The sequence below is a fragment of the Candidatus Micrarchaeota archaeon genome (assembly GCA_021163225.1).
In the GTDB taxonomy this organism is placed as follows: domain Archaea; phylum Micrarchaeota; class Micrarchaeia; order Anstonellales; family JAGGXE01; genus JAGGXE01.
In genome coordinates this window covers 1-16569 of record JAGGXE010000046.1, presented here as the reverse complement: position 1 = coordinate 16569, position 16569 = coordinate 1, and the positions used below count along the sequence as shown (strand labels likewise).

The following is a 16569-nucleotide window of genomic DNA, read 5'->3' as shown; positions in this document are numbered from 1 at the left end:
GACATGCTCAAATGTATAAATTGCGGACGCGAATACCCTGATGATTACCCTGTTGACAAAGGGTGCAAGTGCGGATCCAAAGTATTTGTGCTTGTCGACGGCAACGATAACAGAAAGGTGGAGTTACGACCTATAGTTCCTGAGGAATCCCATGAAGACAACAGGATTGAAAATGTAACCATTGTCGAAAAAGGCGTGTTTTACATAAACCTTGAGCGTTTGTTCGATTCCCCTCTGATAGTTAAAGATGAGCGAGGTGTCTATTTCATCGAACTTGTGCAGTTCAATGAAGAGACGGAGTAGTTCTACCTTTCATTAGAACATGAATCCGGATTTATACGTCTAACAAAACTTGTATCCTCCAGAATCCGTTCTTCTTTTCAACCTTCAACATGTGATATGTAACACCCTTCACGCATTCCTTCGGTAGTGTATGCTCACCCCATACCTTTGCCCGAACACGAAATCTGTCATCTTCCGTCAGTTCTACAATCTTCACATCCGAGAACACCATTCCCTCTATATCCATCTCAGTGATTAGATTGGATAGGAATACTACAACTAACTCGTCTCTGGCAGGCGCTTCCGCTTCAACAATCCTTTCCTCCTTTGCCTCGGCTTCCCCTACCACTTCGAACAATGCCCGTGCAGCGTTTTCCAAAGCTTCCTTGAACGATGACCCGAAGGCTTCATAGAGTATGTCTGCAGTATGTTCCAGGAACCTGTATTTTATCATCACATCACTTGATTTCTACCTCTGTACCTATTGCCTGACCGGGAAGTCCTTTGTTAAACCTTGCGACCACGGCTCCCTTGTTTCCATGGACACGCGTAATCTTTCCCGTGATCGTCTTGCCAGACGGAGTTCTCCATACAACTTTTTTACCCAACCATTTGTAAGCATCATCTCTTGTCTTGACTTCATCGAGTTCGATCACATACTGGTTTGTATATTCTGTGTTTTTACCCCTCCGATAGTTTACTATTCTGCCTTTCATAGTTATCCCTCCGTATGATAAATTCTCATCTAATTTTATAGAATAACTAATATAAATCTAACCAATGAACGAGTGGAAGAGGTAGCGAAGTAAAGTGAGAAGAGAAGATACAATAAAATGATAAAATCAGGTTTTATTTAAGCAGATGAGGATGGTCTTTACAACAAACCTTTCCCGACCGATAAATCTTGAGAGAACCCGTTCCACCTTTCGGAACTCTTGGGTCGAAGATCTTTTTTGTCCTTTTTTCTGAGGTTATCTTTTTAAACAATTTGTTTGCAAAAGGATTTCGTACGAAATTTAAAGGAGTTTTAACATGTGATTGCATGGTATCGGTAAACAGATGGGTGATCGGAATCGTCTTCATGATATTTTTTGTAATCTTCTTCTTGTTTACGATGGCTCAACCACCTCAATGTTATGTTAGAATAACCCAATCATCGCATGTTCCTCCGGTAGAGATCCGTGTATCATCCGATTGTAGGGTCGGTAAGATACTTGTGGACGGGTCAGAAGTCAGGTTTGAGAATACTGTTGACACTTCCGGGAACTATGACGTGACTGTTTCTCTCAACCTTTCCAAAGGTAACCATACGATTACCGTAATCACAGAGAACGGTCATGTTTACACTTATCCTTTCACATCTTATGAAAAGGAATGTGTTCCCGGGGCGCGAAGGTCCTGTACTACCACTGATGGATGCGAAGGTTTCCAGACGTGTGAGGATTACCGATGGTCTGAGTGCAGAAAACTTCCGACCGTATGTAAGCCGGGAACGAGGAAACCGTGCGCATATTCGCCTTGCACAGTAGGATACAAAGTGTGTAATAGATGCGGTACCGGTTACGGCCCCTGCAGAATGGAAAGATGATGGACCCGCCGGGATTTGAACCCGGAGTCTCCGGCTTGCGAAACCGGCATCCTACCGTTAGACCACGGGCCCATACAATCTTTTTCTTAATTTTTTAAGAGAACCGGATGTGGAAACAGGCACGGTTTTTACAGGGATTTTTTTACCATCTTTTGTTTTTAAATGTTTGATAAAAGGAAAGACGGCTATGCCTTCCATAATGAATGACCTGTCGAATCTGACGATTCCTTTACCCGAAGTTTCGTCATACTCTATAAATTTATAACCTATGGCAGCCGCTCCGACATCGCCGTACAACTCCCTGATCATCTCAAAGAACATTCTGTCGATCTCTTTAGCAGATATAACCCTCTCTTCTGTATGTATTTTGAAGCCTACATATCTTTTTTTTGTGCGTAATGTCGGTTTTATCATTATGTTCACCTCAGGAACATCCCTACCGTGTTGAATCCTCTTATTGCCTGAGGAACGGAGAGCCCCAGAACATATGCCAGTGCTATCCCTTCCTTTGCAGTTCTTATTTCTGATCGATCCCTTGCCACCATCGATAATACGTAGGGAACATCAAACTTAACGCATAACCTTAGGAAATTAGAGGTCCTTCTCATCGTTAGAATTCTTGCTTTTCCAGCAGTTCTGACTACATCCAGCAGGTCCACGAGTAGAGCACTTTCCTTTTCCTTTGCTTTTGTTATAAGCTCTAAGGAAGGTGTGTACGAGGTTAACCATACAATTTTGCCTCTCTTGCATTGTCTGCTGGCTATCCTCACAGAATCTGTGATAAATATGTCTAAATCGTCAAGAAGATATACTCCTCTGAACCCAGTCCCTTCCTTCTGAAACGGGATTTTTGATATGTTGTACATCTTTATCTTACCGGTTTTTTAGCAACCTTGCCCTTGTGTCTGAGGCCTCTGTGCTTTCTTCCAGCACTCGTCAGTCCCCTGAACGCCCTTCCGCGACGGTTCTTTGCAGGTGTGGTAACGCTTTTGTTATCAGGATCTATCATTATCACTTCAAAATATTTGTGAGTTCCGTCCTCACCTACCCAATAGGAATTCAATACCTCCAAACCTCTGTATTTCCTGGCTGCCTTCTCCTCGGCGATTGCCTGGTACGATTTTTCTGGTGCAATGTATTTGATATTCCTTTTCGGTTTTCTACCACCTCTCGGTTTCTTCCTTGTTCTCCTACCCTTTCTCGTTTTAACCCTTACTATGTAGTAACCTTCCTTTGCTTTGTAACCGAGATATCTCGCCCGTGCGATGTTTGTAGGTTTGTCCACCATTACAATAGTCGGTTCCCTCCTCCATTCCATCAATCTCTTTTTGTATTCAGGCGACCTTTCTTTGTATTCCTCAATAAACGTTTTTCTTATGTACGTATACAGACCCATTTTACACACCTCTATTATCTCCGAATAAGGCGGTTCAGGTTCAACCCACATCCCGCTGTCAGATATTGGACAACAGTTATTTTTAAAATTTTCGTTAGTCCGAATATCCTGTCTTATCGCATTTGTCGTAATTACTTCTGCTTATTGAGTTATTGATAGGAACCGATTTACTGATTTAGGACAATACAAAAACTTTGCGTTATATTTAAAAATGTATCATAACAGAATATATCCTAATAAGATATATTCTTATAGCCTTGACAGAATCTTAACAAAATCTGTTAATGGGTGGGATGATGAAAAAGAGGGTTCCGGGTCAGTTTATCGTTATGATGATCCTATGGATGCTGAATGAAGAACCGCGTTCGGGATATGACATCGTTAAGGACTTCAAGAAGAACGGGATACCTTTGAGTTATTCCTTTATTTATCCTACGTTGTTTATCTTGCGGCATAAGGGATTTGTCACGGTAAAAGAGAAATGCCAGGGAAAGAGAAAGAGGAAGGTCTACCGCTTGACATCAGCGGGACGTAAGTATCTGCATAGATTAAAAGAAGATTGGATGACTCCTTTGAAACGTAGGTTCTTGGAATTCCTCTTGGAATGATGGAGTATGTGACGGTGAGGTAGGATGACGAAAAGAGAAGTGCTAAGGTTAGAGAACGTCAAAAAAATATACAAACTAGGTAGTGTTAATGTAGAAGCGTTGAAAGGGATAAACCTCGTCGTCAGAGAAAACGAGTTCCTATCCATCATAGGACCCAGCGGAAGCGGTAAATCAACCCTTCTCAGTATAATGGGTCTGCTTACCCGTCCTACATCAGGTAAGGTGTTTATAGAAGGTGTAGATACATCGATTCTTAACGAAGATGAGATGGCCCGTATACGCGGGCGAAGGATAGGGTTCGTATTTCAAACGTTCAACCTGATCCCTTCTATGACTGCTCTTGAGAACGTTATGGTGCCTATGATCTTTGCAGGTGTACCTCGTGATGAACGGGTGAGACGCGCAAACAAACTTCTTGATGAGGTTGGTCTTTCCCATCGTAAACGGCACTTTCCAAATCAGTTGAGCGGCGGTGAACGCCAACGCGTAGCGATAGCCCGTGCATTGGCCAACGATCCTGCGATCATACTTGCGGATGAACCGACAGGTAACCTGGATTCGAAATCGGGTGCTGAAGTGATAGAGTTGTTTATCGACCTGTATAAGCGAGGTCGCACCCTTATCCTTGTTACGCATGATGATGATATCGCATCGGTAAGCAAACGGCATGTACATCTGCGTGACGGTTTAATTGTATCCGATGAAAAGACGGGAAGGGAACCGTCATCTATCGTTAAACATAAACACATCTTAAAGTAAATGTTGAAAAAATAGGAGGTGATCTTGATGAAAAAAATGGTTGTGATGTTGGTAGGAGTTTTGCTGATGAGTATCCTGTCTGCAGACATTTCGGTGCCGTCTTACACGGTAAACCCTGAAGCGATAAGACCCGGTGGGTCCGGATCGATTTCTATCGTAATAGCCAACCAAGGTACCAATCCTGTTGAAGATATTTCCGTGTACGTGTCTTCATATCCGCATCTAAGGATTACTCCAAGTGTTTACGTGGGTGATTTGCAGATCGGCGGGCAAACAATGATAAACATCCCCGTTCGTGTAGCTGAAGACACTCCTCCGGGTGTTTATACTGTTCGGCTTAACATCCGCGGTATGGAAAAGGATAGCTCGCAATCCACCGATGAACGTCAGATTACGCGCGGTCTAGATATCCCTATATATGTGGTGAATCCGCCTCTGTTTACAGTATTTTATTCACCTATTACTGTAACCAAATCTTCAGACTACAACCTTACGTTGACCGTTACCAATAACGGCGGTGACGCACGTGATGTATCCATAGTACCAGTATGTCCGGGTTTTTCTTTCTACAGTTCTTCTCCGGTATACCTCGGTGACATGTCTAAGAACGAATCCGAAAACACAACTTTGAGGTTTAGAGTTGACGAGTCCGTTATTCCGGGCGAACAGAATTGTATTCTCAATATCATGGCGAGCGATGACCTCGGCAACCTGTACAATCAAACAATCCCTATTTCGGTTACAGTAAAGGACAGTGTACCTATGTTCATAATTACTTCACAGACGGATCACGTATCTCCGGGAGAAAATACAGTGATCAAACTATCGATAGATAATTCTGGAGATAAATCCGTTTACAATGTGCGTCTCAAATTGGGTCAGAACGAAGTGTTCGTACCCAAGACTGCTGAAGTCTATGTTGCTGAAGGGTTACCTCCCAAAGAAACGGCTGAGGTCGATGCCCATGTAGGTGTTCTTGAAGTTGCTCCAGGTTACTATTCCATCCCTGCAACTGTCGTTTACGAAGATGAATTGGGAAGAGTTCACGAAGAGGAAGAATCCTTTATACTGCAGGTATCCACTGCAGGATTACTGAAGATATTTGTCGAATCCGACACTGTTCCATTGTACGAAGGGTCGAATTATGACCTGTCTGTCAAGGTATCTAATACTGGTATATCTCAGGTGAAATCGGTCATCGTTGAATTAGAAGATTCTTCAGGTCTGCAAATCCTCAACCCTCAGATTCAGCAGTACATAGGAACTCTGGATGCGGACGATTTCAGTTCCGTAATGTACAATGTCCATATCCCCAAAGGCGTCGTTAACGGAGAGGAAAGCATATTGACCTTAGAATTTAAGGTGGATTACCTCGATTCTTTTAACCGTCCGCACCAGGAAATTATCGATGTGCCAATAACAGTTTACTCTTCAAAGGTAAAACAACAACTGGAAGGTAAAGATTCGCAGGAATGGGTCTTGCCGACAGTCATAGTGTTGATTGTTTCGGGAACTGCGTTTTACTTCATTAAGCGGAGAAGACGCAGAACCGATAATCAGTGATGCCTATGCACATCCATGATTTTTTCTTCTATGTGTTCAGGTCTTTAATTCATCGAGGGGTACGTACTTGGTTGACGGTGATCGGGGTAGTCATAGGGATAACCGCCATCATTTTACTTATTTCGATAGCAGAAGGTTTACGTGAGGATATACAGGGAAGGTTGAACAAGTTCGGTCCGCGAAACATTGTTGTGATCCCAGGGTCCGGTACTAAACTCAGTCCGGGTGTTACTTATTCTCCAAGAACCGGAAAACTGTTCCTTCGTGATTACGAAGCAGTGCGTTCCATACCCGGTGTTAAACGTGCGGCGTACGCAGTAGTAGGCAAATTCTTATCCGTTTCACATAAGGATGAATCGGTCAGTATGAATGTGGTAGGCGTTTCTGACGAGGCGTTTCGTATAGGATACTCCCTCATGGAAATTGACAAAGGCAGATTGCTCAAGGAGGGCGATCACGGAGTGGCTCTCATTGGTCACAATATTGCTGCCAACACGTTTTCAGAGAAATTGGATGTGGGGTCGAAGATCAGGATAGGTAATGAGACGTTCAGGATCGTAGGAATACTGAAACCTGTAGGAATGCAGGGGATGGCGGGAACTTTTGATAACATTATCTTTATACCCGTACACGATGCCGAAACGCTTACAGAAGAACAGAGATTGCATAATGAGATTTCGCTGATCTTTATAGAAGCAGAAAGCGATCGCATCGTTGACAAACTGGTTTCCAGGGTCGAGGAGAAACTCAGGTCACTACACCGCGTGTCTGAAGATGACCAGGATTTTACTGTTGTGTCTTCAAAGTTCTTTAGGGAACAGGTGGGTTCCATCCTCAACTATGTAGAACTTTTCCTTGGTGGTGTTGCGGCGGTTTCTCTTCTGGTTGGCGGGTTGGGTATAATGAATGCGATGTTCATGTTTGTTACCGAACGTATACCTGAGATAGGTATTCTAAAATCTCTCGGTGCTACAAGAAAGGATATCCTGACACTGTTCCTGATGGAAGGCGGTCTGATAGGTTTAACGGGTGGTATTGTAGGTGTCTTGATATCTCTTCTGTTCTGTGTTGGTGCGAGCAATATAGTTGAGATGGTCATTACTCCCTATGCGATCGTTTTATCGTTAGTTATTGCGTTTGTTCTGGGTATTGTTGCAAGTTATCTGCCGGCAAGACATGCTGCAGATGCGGATATTCTTGAGGCTTTGGGTAGGGAGAGGTGAACCTTTGATGGAGGGAGTTTTTTATGAACTGTTCATGTATGCGGTGCGGGGTCTTAAACGAAGAAAGACGAGAACTTGGTTAACACTCATCGCTATTGTAATAGGTGTCCTTCTTTTCGTTACCATGGTCTCACTGGGGGAAGGGTTACGGTCGGCCGTGTCTAAACAGGTTGAGAAGTTCGGTGCAGATAACATAATAATTCTTCCCGGAAAAGGTAGTTTGACTGAGTTGGCAACGAGTAATATGTTTAGAGGTAGACTCTGGGAGAAAGATGTAAAACGGATAGAAAGCCTACCCGGTGTGGAAGAAGCAGACGGATTGATCGCATCGATGCGTGCAACCGTCAGTTATAAAGGTAAAACCTTGACTACTCCGGTATACGGTGTTACTTCTTCAAGATATTTTGATTATGTTAACATATACAAAATATATAAGGGGAGACTTCTCAGTGATAACGATAAACGTGTTGCATTAGTAGGTTACAAGTTTGCTAACGACCTGTTCGATAAACGCATCGATGTCGGGTCATTCATCTATATCAACGGTATAAAATATCGTGTTGTCGGTATCTTGGATTACATCGGTGGAATGAATGAGAGGGAGGATGAGGTTATCTACATTCCCTACGATGAAGTGAGAGAGTTCGCAAAGAACGAATTAGAAGATAAAGAGGTCTTCATGATCTACGTTCATACTAATGGAGATGTCAACACAACCGTAAAACGGATCCGTCAAACATTGCGTGAGTCTCATCGTATCCCGACAGGTGAAGATGATGATTTTACTATCATGACTTCTCAATCGATCAGAAGTGAGATAGACAGTATCCTTGGAAGAATAACCCTCTTCTTGGGTGTATTGTCAGGTATTTCTTTGGTTGTAGGTACCGTCGGTATAATGAATACTATGTATATGGTTATTATAGAGCGTACGCGTGAGATAGGTACTCTGAAAGCCGTCGGTGCCCGGAACGTCCATATCCTCATTGCAATAGTTATGGAAAGCGTTTTGATCGCAATGATAGGTGGAATATTTGGGGTTACTTTAGGTGTTGCAGTATCCGAAATAATAAACATGTTTGGATTACCTAGTACAGTAAGTATTGAGTTGGCGAGTTATGCAATAGTTATTTCATTGTTTATAGGTGTGATCGGCGGTATCATTCCCGGAAGACGAGCGGTTCGGTTAGACCCTACCGAGGCTTTAAGATATGAATGAGGTCAATGATGAACGAATTTTTAGGAAAATGATCAAATTTTTTTTGAGATTTTTTATTGATAAAAAATAGAAATATGTGTGTTAAAAGAGATACCTTTATTAACGTTTTGATTTTTGATTTTATCGGTGATATATGATGGCGACGAAAAAATCTTCAAAAAAGAAGACAAAAAAGAAATCAACTAAGAAGAAAACAACAAAAAAGAAGAAATCAACAAAGAAAAAATCAACTAAGAAGAAAAAGAAGAAATGAGTAGTTATTTTTGGTTTTGTTTTTTATTTTTTCCCATTTTCTTTTTTTGATGTTTTTTATCTTAGGTTAATGGAGTTTAGGTAGGTGATGAACATGGCAAAACCAGTTAAAAAGAAAACCGTCAAAGCGGGTTTGTTTTATGACGGTTCTGGTAAACCTCCTCTGAAAGACGTTTATCTGACGTTTGATCAGAAAGTGCTGTCCGTGTCCAGTAAAAAACCTGTAAACACGGAATACTTGGGCGAGTTTCCTGTGGTCACTCCTGCGTTCATAGATGCACATGCCCACATAGGTCTTGAACGGGCAGGTGAACCGTACACTGATGATGAAGTGAATGAGCATCTTGACAGTGTGTTGACATTGGCCGATGCGTTGGATTCCGTGCAGATGGACGACAAGGCTTTCAAGATCTCCATCGAAGCAGGTGTATTGTATTCATGCGTCTTACCGGGAAGCGGAAACATCATCGGCGGACGAAGTGCGGTCATTCGAAATTACGGAAGAAACACTTCCGAGGCATTGATAAAACGGGCAGGAATAAAAAGTGCGTTGGGTTATAATCCGATGTCCACTACCGACTGGAAGGGCACCAGACCTTCAACGCGGATGGGTGTGTTTTCAATCCTGCGTAAACATTTTCTTGAAGTGAAGAACAAACTTAAAGACCGTAAGAAAAGAAAGGAATTAACGCCTGAGGAACGTGTTATTGCGGACATACTTTCAGGTAAGGAATTTCTCAGAGTGCATGTTCACAAATCCGATGATATAACTGCGCTTATCAGGTTCGCTGACGAGTTCGGTATAAAGTTCACTGTCGAACATGCGTGCAACGTTGCGGATATAGAAACGTTCAACATGCTCAAGAAAAGGGGCGTGCGTGTAGTGTACGGACCTCTCGATTCCTTCCCTTACAAAGTGGAACTCAAAAACGAAGATTGGAGAAACATAAAATATCTTTTGGAATCGGGTGTAGAATTCGGTTTGATGTCGGACCATCCAGTCATATTACAATCTAATCTGATGTTAACCTTGCGATGGTTTATAAGGATGGGACTGAGAAAGGAAGAGGCCTTGTCAATCATAACCAAGAGGAATGCCAAGATCCTAGGTATCGATAGAATCTTGGGTACATTGGATAGAGGCAAATGGGCATCGTTTGTTGCTTGGAACGGAGATCCGTTTTCATTGACGTCCTATCCCGTTTTAGTATTCGGTGAAGGTAGGCTGTTGTACAATGAATAGAACATCTTCTTTATCTTTTTTCTTGATCGTTCATCTGTTTGAGTCGACAGTACAAACATATGTCTGTTGATGTAGGTTCCCCGCATAGTTTGCATTGTTTGAGTACGTTTGGAGTGGTGTACTGCCCACTCTTATTGAGAATAGGTCGGATATGGTTCAAAAAGTTCTTCACGGTAAGTAGTTTGAAATTGGTAAATACGTTATCCATATTTTCTATCGCCTCTCTTTCCAAATCACGTTTTCTGTTTCTGTAAGGGCATTCCTCATGAACAACAGGGATGTTGACGATCTCCACATACTTTTTAAGCGTCTCTTCGGAAACAAAGAACAAAGGTTTAATCCGTGCAACCATTACAGTCTTACCGTTTATCTTTTCTTCAGGTAGATACGGATACTGTTTTATCATATACTCTGGATGCCAAGCAAGATAATTTTTTATCAAAAAGAGTACTTGGTCTTCCAGTGTATGCGCTGTTGCGATCTTTGTACCGCCTGCCTCTCTAACATGTTTGTTCATCAGATACCTTTTTACAGCACCGCAAACCGCACAAATTTCTCTATTTCCATACCTTTTAATCTCTACGTCTGGTTTTATCACGTCTAAATCGATATTGCAGATCTTGGCTTGCTCTCTTACAACTCTTTCGCACATTTCTGAATAACTTCCAAAACCGAGATTTATATGAAAGGCTTTCAAAGAAAAATCGTACTCTTCAGTTAATTTGGTTAATATGTGACAAAGGGCAGCGCTATCCTTACCTCCAGATAACCCTATGTACACTTTATCCTTTGGCGCTATAAGTTTATATTTCTCAATAGTTCGTTTAACCTGGTTGATCACGTACACCTGAAAACATTCTTCACAGAACCATTGTCTTCCCACTCTAACAGTACCTTTTCGTAGTCTTCCCAGATTTCTGCATCTGGCACAGTATTTCATTCCAATTACCCTTTCGTTTTTATTTTACTACAACTTCTAAAAAACAAAAATAGGGGAACAAAAATGAAGAATGGAATAAAATAAAGTAGGTTTTTATTTTCTCTTCATTTTGCTTATGGCAATGCCTATCAACGCTATCACGATCACTGCTCCGATCCCCAACACTATATAGAGTATCGAACCCTCTTCTTTGGCTTCTACCACTATGTTCTTCTGATGTTCCAACCTTTCTAATACGTCAAAGACAGCAACATTATCCTTTACACTTACTGCACCTTCCGCTTTTGTGACCTTAGCAGGCATTTTAACAACGTATGTGATATTTATGCCCATCGTTCTGTACATCTGTGCTGCCATAGGTGCTGAAGGGTCGGTGAAAACATTCTCGGTGGAGTTCAACAGATCCATACTCGTATTTGATGAACTATTTGCGGATGGTATCTTAGGCATCTTTGTAATTACCACTTTGTAGGTTTTTTCACCGAAATTACCTTGTTTAACATCAAACGTGTAGAAGTCCGCTTCTGAGAGTTTTACATCTTTTTCCAGAGTCACTACACCGTTTGAATACGAACATTTTATTCCCTTTTCAGTATAATTCTTACATATCTCGTCTTCTGTCGGAGGAGTGATGTTCTTGCTTGCTGCAGCAAGACTGAAGAGTTTACTGAGATTCATTCTGTACGTCAGGGTACTGTCACCGTTCTTATGAACCTGTTGCTCTACAGTGACACTGAAACATCCTGACAGAACTAAAAGCGCTACAAGCGCACCCAACCCTATCACATTCACCAAAACGTTACGTTCCATCCTTACCACCCATGTGTTTGTTCAGCGGGCCCGGGGGGATTTGAACCCCCGACCTACTGGTTAAAAGCCAGCCGCTCTGCCAAGCTGAGCTACGGGCCCGTCAAAACGGATGATAATTTACATTCACAAATCTTTATAAATCTGACCTTCTTCTTATCTTCTGATGAAAGAGGCGATGAATTACCGCGTTCTTAAAGGCACGACGGTTAACTGTTACCTCTGCAGGAGGTATTGCGTTATAGAGGACGGCGAGAGAGGAGAATGCGGTGTCCGTAAAAATGTTGGGGGTAAACTTTACTCACTCGTCTACGGCAAAACCGTGGCTTGGAACGTCGACCCTATAGAAAAGAAACCGTTCTACCATTTCATGCCTGCTACCGAAGCGTTTTCTTTTTCGACGGTAGGTTGCAATTTTCATTGTTTAAACTGTCAAAACTGGGAGATCAGTCAATCGCACGAAGTACGCGGTGAAGACATCCCTCCCGAACGCATCGTTGAACTCGCCGAGCGGTACGGTGCGCAAGGAATCGCTTACACATACACAGAACCGACAGTATTCTTTGAATACGCTTACGATACGGCAGAGATAGCATACAAAAAAGGGTTGTACAATGTGTTTGTCACAAACGGTTACATGTCTCCGGAGACCATAGACAAGATGGATAGGATAGACGCGTCTCGAATAGATATCAAATCTATGGATGAAAAGTTTTACAACGAAGTTTGCGGCGGTGTGCATGTTGATTTTGTGCTTGATTCGATAAAACGCCTTTACAAAAGGGGTCATATAGAAATTATTGCTCTGCTTATTCCCACTTTGAACGATTCCGACGATGACATTCGTCAACTGGTCAGTTGGATTAAAGACCTTGATCCCGAGATCCCTCTGCATTTCATCGCTTATTACCCTGCTTACAAGATGACCCTACCTCCCACACCTTTGGCAATGCTTCGTCGTGCCAGGGAGATCGGGTTGGACGAAGGTTTGAAATACGTGTACACGGGTAACATACCCGGTGATGAGGGAGAGAATACATTCTGTCCGAACTGCGGTCACAAGGTTATAGAACGTTACGGGTTTAACGTACTCAAGATAGACCTTACCGAGGACGGTAGGTGTCCGGCATGCGGTTACAAGGTCAACGTGATCAGAGACCTGGAAGAATACCGTAAGCGGAAGACCGACTGATACGGTGGGCGTATGAGACCGATCAGGATCAGTGTGGTTAAAGGGGACATAACCGAAATCGATGCTGATGCTATCGTTAATCCAGCCAATTCGTTGGGTATCATGGGTGGAGGTGTAGCCCTTGCGATAAGGCGTGCTGGCGGCAAGAGTATCGAATCTGAAGCAATGGCCAATGCACCGATCCAGATAGGCAGGGCTGTGGCAACGACCGCTGGTAGGTTAAAGGCCCGTTACGTGATTCACGCACCTACTATGGAGAAACCTGCTATGCGCACAGATGAACAACGCGTACGAAAAGCCGTGCATGCTGCCCTACGTGTGGCTGACGGATTGGAACTCAGAAAGATTGCTATGCCGGGCATGGGTACAGGTATAGGCGGATTGGGCCCTATCAAGGCGGCACGGGTTATGGTTGACGAAATAAAATCTTACGAATCGAGGAATAGGTTCATCGAAGAGGTTGTGCTTGTGGCGTACACCGATGATTTGAAAAATGCGTTTGAAAAAGTTTTAACCGAACTAAAGTAAAGTGTTATCTTAAATAAAATATTGTAATGTTCAACAATTTCATAAAGGTGGTGATGGTATGAAGACGATATATTGGTTTGATGAACTGACCAAAGAGAACATACCCGAAGTCGGCGGGAAGGGTGCGAATTTAGGCGAGATGACGCGTGCTGGGTTTCCTGTTCCGGAAGGGTTCTGCGTCTCCAGCGGTGCGTACTTTGAACACATATACCGCAACGGTATAGATAAGGTCATCTCCGAACAGACCGCATCTTTAGATGTTCATGATATCGATGCACTGAATAAAGCATCTACAGTTATTAAAAACGCGATACTGAGCGGTGAGATACCTAAGGAGATTCGTGATGCGATCGTTTCTGCTTATAAGAAGCTGGGCAACGGTAGAGATGTGTATGTGGCTGTGAGGAGTTCTGCTACTGCCGAGGACCTGCCGAACGCGAGTTTTGCAGGGCAACAATCTACCTTTCTCAACGTCTCTACACCTGGCGATGTTGTGCAGGCAGTTAAGGAATGTTGGGCCTCACTGTTCGAACCGCGCGCCATCTTCTATCGTGAGGAGAACGGGTTTGACCATCTTAAAGTGGGATTGTCCGCAGTTGTGCAACGGATGGTTCAATCAGATGTTGCGGGAGTAGCTTTCACTGTTGATCCCGTGTCCGAAGACCCAGACCTTCTGGTGATAGAGGCCGCTTACGGTTTGGGTGAAGCGGTGGTTTCCGGTTCCTTAACACCTGATAGGTATGTGGTACGTAAATCTAATATGAACATAGTGGACAAACGCATTGTCAAACAGACATGGAAGATAGCCAAGGTGCGTGAGAAGAATGAGCATGTTGAGGTTCCGGAAGATCTGCAGGATAAACAGAAGTTACCTGATGAAAAGATTCTGGAGCTTGCGGATATCTGTATGCGTATAGAAAAGCATTACGGAAGACCTCAGGATATCGAATGGGCGATGGAGAATAACAAACTCTACATAGTTCAGGCACGTCCTATCACCACACTTTCAGAGACGATCAAGAGGGAAGTTAAAATCGATGTTTCCAGGTCAGCAAAGGTTCTGGTCCGCGGGTTGCCAGGGTCCCCAGGTATCGGAAAAGGCAAGGTTAGGATTATACCTACAAAGGATGATATCAATAAGTTGAAGGAAGGCGAAATACTCGTTACATACATGACATCACCGGATTTTGTGCCCGCAATGGAGAAAGCGGCTGCAATAATAACCGATGCCGGCGGTGCAACGTCCCATGCGGCCATAGTATCCCGTGAATTGGGTGTGCCGTGCATAGTAGGTACGGGTAACGCTACGGAAGTGCTTAAAGATGGGATGTTTGTGACTGTTGATGCTACCAGAGGGATAGTATATGAAGGTGATGTTAAACTTGAGGAGCCTAAGAAAACGGTCGAGCCAGGACATATTCTCTCCGGAAAAGCAGTGAGTGAATACGTACCTATTACTGCTACCAAGATCTATGTCAACCTTGCCGAACCTAAACGTGCTCAAGAGGTTGCTGCTATGCCCGTTGATGGAGTAGGTTTGTTACGTGCGGAATTTATGATTGCCGGGATCGGCAAACATCCGCGTGCCTTCATCGATGAAGGAGAGCAGGATAAGTTTATCGATGCGTTGGCTGACGGGTTGAGGACCATCGCTGCAGCGTTCTATCCGAGACCTGTTGTTTACAGAGCAACAGATTTCAAAACGAATGAATACAGGTCTTTGGAAGGTGGCGAAAGGTACGAGAAGGAGGAGGAGAACCCGATGCTCGGGTTCAGAGGTGCTGCACGGTATATCCATGACCCAGAAGTGTTTGAGATGGAATTGAAGGCCATAAAGAGAGTTAGGGAGGATTACGGGCTCAAGAATCTGTGGTTGATGATACCGTTCGTTCGGAGAGTGGGCGAACTCAAACAAGTCAAAGACATAATGCATAGGGTCGGATTGTACAGAACCAAAGATTTCAAACTGTGGATCATGGTAGAAGTGCCCAGCACCGTAATATTGATCGATAAGTTCTTGGAAGTGGGAGTGGATGGTGTATCTATAGGAACGAATGATTTAACTCAACTTACTCTGGGTGTTGACAGGGATAATCCGCGTCTTGCCAACGAGTTCGACGAACGTAACGAAGCGGTTCTCGAATCGGTACGCCGTGTTATAGAGGCATGTAGAAGGCACGGTGTGACGGTTTCGGTTTGCGGTCAGGCGCCGAGCGTTTATCCGGAGTTTGCAGAGAAGCTTGTTGAGTTCGGTGTAACGAGCATGTCTGTTAATCCGGACGTGATCATCAAGACGCGTAAGATCGTGGCTGCGGCAGAAAAACGTGTGATGCTTAAACTCCTTCGCGAACTGCGACAACAGTCGTGAACAAAGTTATTGTATCTATGTAGAGGTGATTTGATGGTAAAGGTGAAACTTAAGGACGGTTCTATCGTGACATTAAGATGGCAGAGGACAGACCCAAAAAAGGAGGACCCAAAGAAGTTCTTAAAATTCATCAACCCGATTATCCGTGAAGGTGCGTACATCCTTGTTAATAGGCCGGTAACCCTTAACGCCGAGAGAAAATGGGTCGAGGAAAGTTGTAAGAAGATAAAGCGGGGAGACCTGATGCGGTTGATAGCCGAAAAGGACGGTCGGATAATAGGCACATGCGATGCAACCCGTGGAAAGTTTAAGGAAAAAAATAATGTTGAAATGGGAATAGCAATAGCAAAGGATATGCGGAGAAAGGGATTAGGTTATATCATGCTGACCACTGTGATAAAGAAGGTTAAGGAAAAATGGAAGCCGAAGAACATAGTCCTCGCCTATATCAAAGGATACATCCCTGCCCAACGGTTGTACACTAAACTGGGGTTCAAGGAGTTTGCGGTGTTTCCGAAGTGGGTGAAACACAAGAACAGGTACTACGACCTTATATGGATGAAGTTGTAGTCGAGACCAGGTTGCATTCAATCATGTATCT

19 protein-coding genes and 2 tRNA genes are annotated in these 16569 nt (G+C 43.4%); 12 read left to right on the top strand and 9 right to left on the bottom strand.

Annotated elements, in window-relative coordinates; genetic code table 11:
• Positions 1–303, top strand: a 303-nt coding sequence (locus J7K41_03310) for a hypothetical protein (GenBank protein MCD6549708.1), incomplete at its 5' end; no start/stop codon positions are given.
• A gap of 31 nt (positions 304–334) precedes the next feature.
• Here J7K41_03310 and J7K41_03305 read toward each other — a convergent pair.
• On the bottom strand, positions 335–736 hold the full coding sequence (locus J7K41_03305) for an archease (protein ID MCD6549707.1): 402 nt from the start codon (positions 734–736) through the stop codon (positions 335–337).
• A 4-nt stretch (positions 737–740) separates the two neighbouring features.
• Positions 741–1004 (bottom strand): 50S ribosomal protein L35ae, encoded by a 264-nt coding sequence (locus tag J7K41_03300; GenBank protein MCD6549706.1) that lies wholly within the window; start codon positions 1002–1004, stop codon positions 741–743.
• A gap of 320 nt (positions 1005–1324) precedes the next feature.
• Here J7K41_03300 and J7K41_03295 point away from each other — a divergent pair, with 320 nt between their 5' ends.
• On the top strand, positions 1325–1870 hold the full coding sequence (locus tag J7K41_03295) for a hypothetical protein (protein MCD6549705.1): 546 nt from the start codon (positions 1325–1327) through the stop codon (positions 1868–1870).
• On the opposite strand, the gene J7K41_03290 is transcribed toward J7K41_03295, so the two are convergent.
• The 4 genes from J7K41_03290 to J7K41_03275 form a co-directional block, all read right to left on the bottom strand.
• Positions 1871–1942 (bottom strand) — tRNA-Ala (locus J7K41_03290). It abuts the gene before it with no gap.
• Complete coding sequence (locus tag J7K41_03285; protein MCD6549704.1) at positions 1928–2284, bottom strand: hypothetical protein; 357 nt, start codon at positions 2282–2284, stop codon at positions 1928–1930. Before J7K41_03285 ends, J7K41_03290 begins: the two co-directional genes overlap by 15 nt.
• A gap of 5 nt (positions 2285–2289) precedes the next feature.
• Complete coding sequence (locus J7K41_03280; protein MCD6549703.1) at positions 2290–2736, bottom strand: hypothetical protein; 447 nt, start codon at positions 2734–2736, stop codon at positions 2290–2292.
• Positions 2737–2738: 2 nt separating this feature from the next.
• Positions 2739–3266, bottom strand: coding sequence for a 50S ribosomal protein L15e (locus J7K41_03275; GenBank protein ID MCD6549702.1), 528 nt, complete (start codon positions 3264–3266; stop codon positions 2739–2741).
• Positions 3267–3562: 296 nt separating this feature from the next.
• Between J7K41_03275 and J7K41_03270 the strand changes: the two genes are divergently transcribed.
• The 6 genes from J7K41_03270 (at position 3563) to J7K41_03245 (ending at position 10133) form a co-directional block, all read left to right on the top strand.
• Positions 3563–3874: a PadR family transcriptional regulator gene (locus J7K41_03270; GenBank protein ID MCD6549701.1), complete on the top strand. Its 312-nt coding sequence runs from the start codon at positions 3563–3565 to the stop codon at positions 3872–3874.
• A gap of 24 nt (positions 3875–3898) precedes the next feature.
• Positions 3899–4633, top strand: coding sequence for an ABC transporter ATP-binding protein (locus J7K41_03265; protein MCD6549700.1), 735 nt, complete (start codon positions 3899–3901; stop codon positions 4631–4633).
• A gap of 27 nt (positions 4634–4660) precedes the next feature.
• Positions 4661–6196, top strand: a complete 1536-nt coding sequence (locus J7K41_03260) for a hypothetical protein (GenBank protein ID MCD6549699.1) — start codon at positions 4661–4663, stop codon at positions 6194–6196.
• 71 nt (positions 6197–6267) lie between these two features.
• Positions 6268–7419, top strand: coding sequence for an ABC transporter permease (locus tag J7K41_03255; GenBank protein ID MCD6549698.1), 1152 nt, complete (start codon positions 6268–6270; stop codon positions 7417–7419).
• 4 nt (positions 7420–7423) lie between these two features.
• Positions 7424–8638, top strand: coding sequence for an ABC transporter permease (locus J7K41_03250; protein ID MCD6549697.1), 1215 nt, complete (start codon positions 7424–7426; stop codon positions 8636–8638).
• Positions 8639–8984: 346 nt separating this feature from the next.
• Entirely contained in the window at positions 8985–10133 is a 1149-nt protein-coding gene (locus tag J7K41_03245; protein MCD6549696.1) for an amidohydrolase family protein, read from the top strand.
• A 10-nt stretch (positions 10134–10143) separates the two neighbouring features.
• On the opposite strand, the gene J7K41_03240 is transcribed toward J7K41_03245, so the two are convergent.
• The 3 genes from J7K41_03240 to J7K41_03230 all read right to left on the bottom strand — a co-directional run bounded on the left by J7K41_03240 (position 10144) and on the right by J7K41_03230 (position 11982).
• Positions 10144–11073, bottom strand: coding sequence for an adenine nucleotide alpha hydrolase family protein (locus tag J7K41_03240; GenBank protein MCD6549695.1), 930 nt, complete (start codon positions 11071–11073; stop codon positions 10144–10146).
• 93 nt (positions 11074–11166) lie between these two features.
• A complete protein-coding gene (locus J7K41_03235) occupies positions 11167–11883 on the bottom strand; it encodes a hypothetical protein (protein MCD6549694.1) in 717 nt (238 codons plus the stop codon).
• A 25-nt stretch (positions 11884–11908) separates the two neighbouring features.
• Positions 11909–11982: transfer RNA gene (locus J7K41_03230), tRNA-Lys, on the bottom strand.
• 64 nt (positions 11983–12046) lie between these two features.
• Here J7K41_03230 and amrS point away from each other — a divergent pair.
• Genes amrS through J7K41_03210 form a run of 4 tightly spaced genes read left to right on the top strand, consistent with a single transcriptional unit; the run spans position 12047 to position 16538 of the window.
• Positions 12047–13072: an AmmeMemoRadiSam system radical SAM enzyme gene (gene amrS / locus J7K41_03225; protein MCD6549693.1), complete on the top strand. Its 1026-nt coding sequence runs from the start codon at positions 12047–12049 to the stop codon at positions 13070–13072.
• Positions 13073–13084: 12 nt separating this feature from the next.
• Entirely contained in the window at positions 13085–13600 is a 516-nt protein-coding gene (locus J7K41_03220; protein MCD6549692.1) for a macro domain-containing protein, read from the top strand.
• Positions 13601–13658: 58 nt separating this feature from the next.
• Positions 13659–15968: a phosphoenolpyruvate synthase gene (gene ppsA, locus J7K41_03215; protein MCD6549691.1), complete on the top strand. Its 2310-nt coding sequence runs from the start codon at positions 13659–13661 to the stop codon at positions 15966–15968.
• Positions 15969–16001: 33 nt separating this feature from the next.
• Positions 16002–16538, top strand: a complete 537-nt coding sequence (locus tag J7K41_03210; protein MCD6549690.1) for a GNAT family N-acetyltransferase — start codon at positions 16002–16004, stop codon at positions 16536–16538.
• Positions 16539–16569 lie beyond the last annotated feature (31 nt).

Bases quoted from the DNA above. Each gene is read 5' to 3' on its own strand.
- J7K41_03265 (MCD6549700.1), top strand. From the start codon at position 3,899: ATGACGAAAAGAGAAGTGCTAAGGTTAGAGAACGTCAAAAAAATATAC.
- J7K41_03235 (MCD6549694.1), bottom strand. From the start codon at position 11,883: ATGGAACGTAACGTTTTGGTGAATGTGATAGGGTTGGGTGCGCTTGTA.
- J7K41_03210 (MCD6549690.1), top strand. From the start codon at position 16,002: ATGGTAAAGGTGAAACTTAAGGACGGTTCTATCGTGACATTAAGATGG.
- J7K41_03295 (MCD6549705.1), top strand. From the start codon at position 1,325: ATGGTATCGGTAAACAGATGGGTGATCGGAATCGTCTTCATGATATTT.
- J7K41_03260 (MCD6549699.1), top strand. From the start codon at position 4,661: ATGAAAAAAATGGTTGTGATGTTGGTAGGAGTTTTGCTGATGAGTATC.
- J7K41_03245 (MCD6549696.1), top strand. From the start codon at position 8,985: ATGGCAAAACCAGTTAAAAAGAAAACCGTCAAAGCGGGTTTGTTTTAT.
- J7K41_03305 (MCD6549707.1), bottom strand. From the start codon at position 736: ATGATAAAATACAGGTTCCTGGAACATACTGCAGACATACTCTATGAA.
- amrS (MCD6549693.1), top strand. From the start codon at position 12,047: ATGAAAGAGGCGATGAATTACCGCGTTCTTAAAGGCACGACGGTTAAC.
- J7K41_03285 (MCD6549704.1), bottom strand. From the start codon at position 2,284: ATGATAAAACCGACATTACGCACAAAAAAAAGATATGTAGGCTTCAAA.
- ppsA (MCD6549691.1), top strand. From the start codon at position 13,659: ATGAAGACGATATATTGGTTTGATGAACTGACCAAAGAGAACATACCC.
- J7K41_03270 (MCD6549701.1), top strand. From the start codon at position 3,563: ATGAAAAAGAGGGTTCCGGGTCAGTTTATCGTTATGATGATCCTATGG.
- J7K41_03280 (MCD6549703.1), bottom strand. From the start codon at position 2,736: ATGTACAACATATCAAAAATCCCGTTTCAGAAGGAAGGGACTGGGTTC.
- J7K41_03275 (MCD6549702.1), bottom strand. From the start codon at position 3,266: ATGGGTCTGTATACGTACATAAGAAAAACGTTTATTGAGGAATACAAA.
- J7K41_03240 (MCD6549695.1), bottom strand. From the start codon at position 11,073: ATGAAATACTGTGCCAGATGCAGAAATCTGGGAAGACTACGAAAAGGT.
- J7K41_03220 (MCD6549692.1), top strand. From the start codon at position 13,085: ATGAGACCGATCAGGATCAGTGTGGTTAAAGGGGACATAACCGAAATC.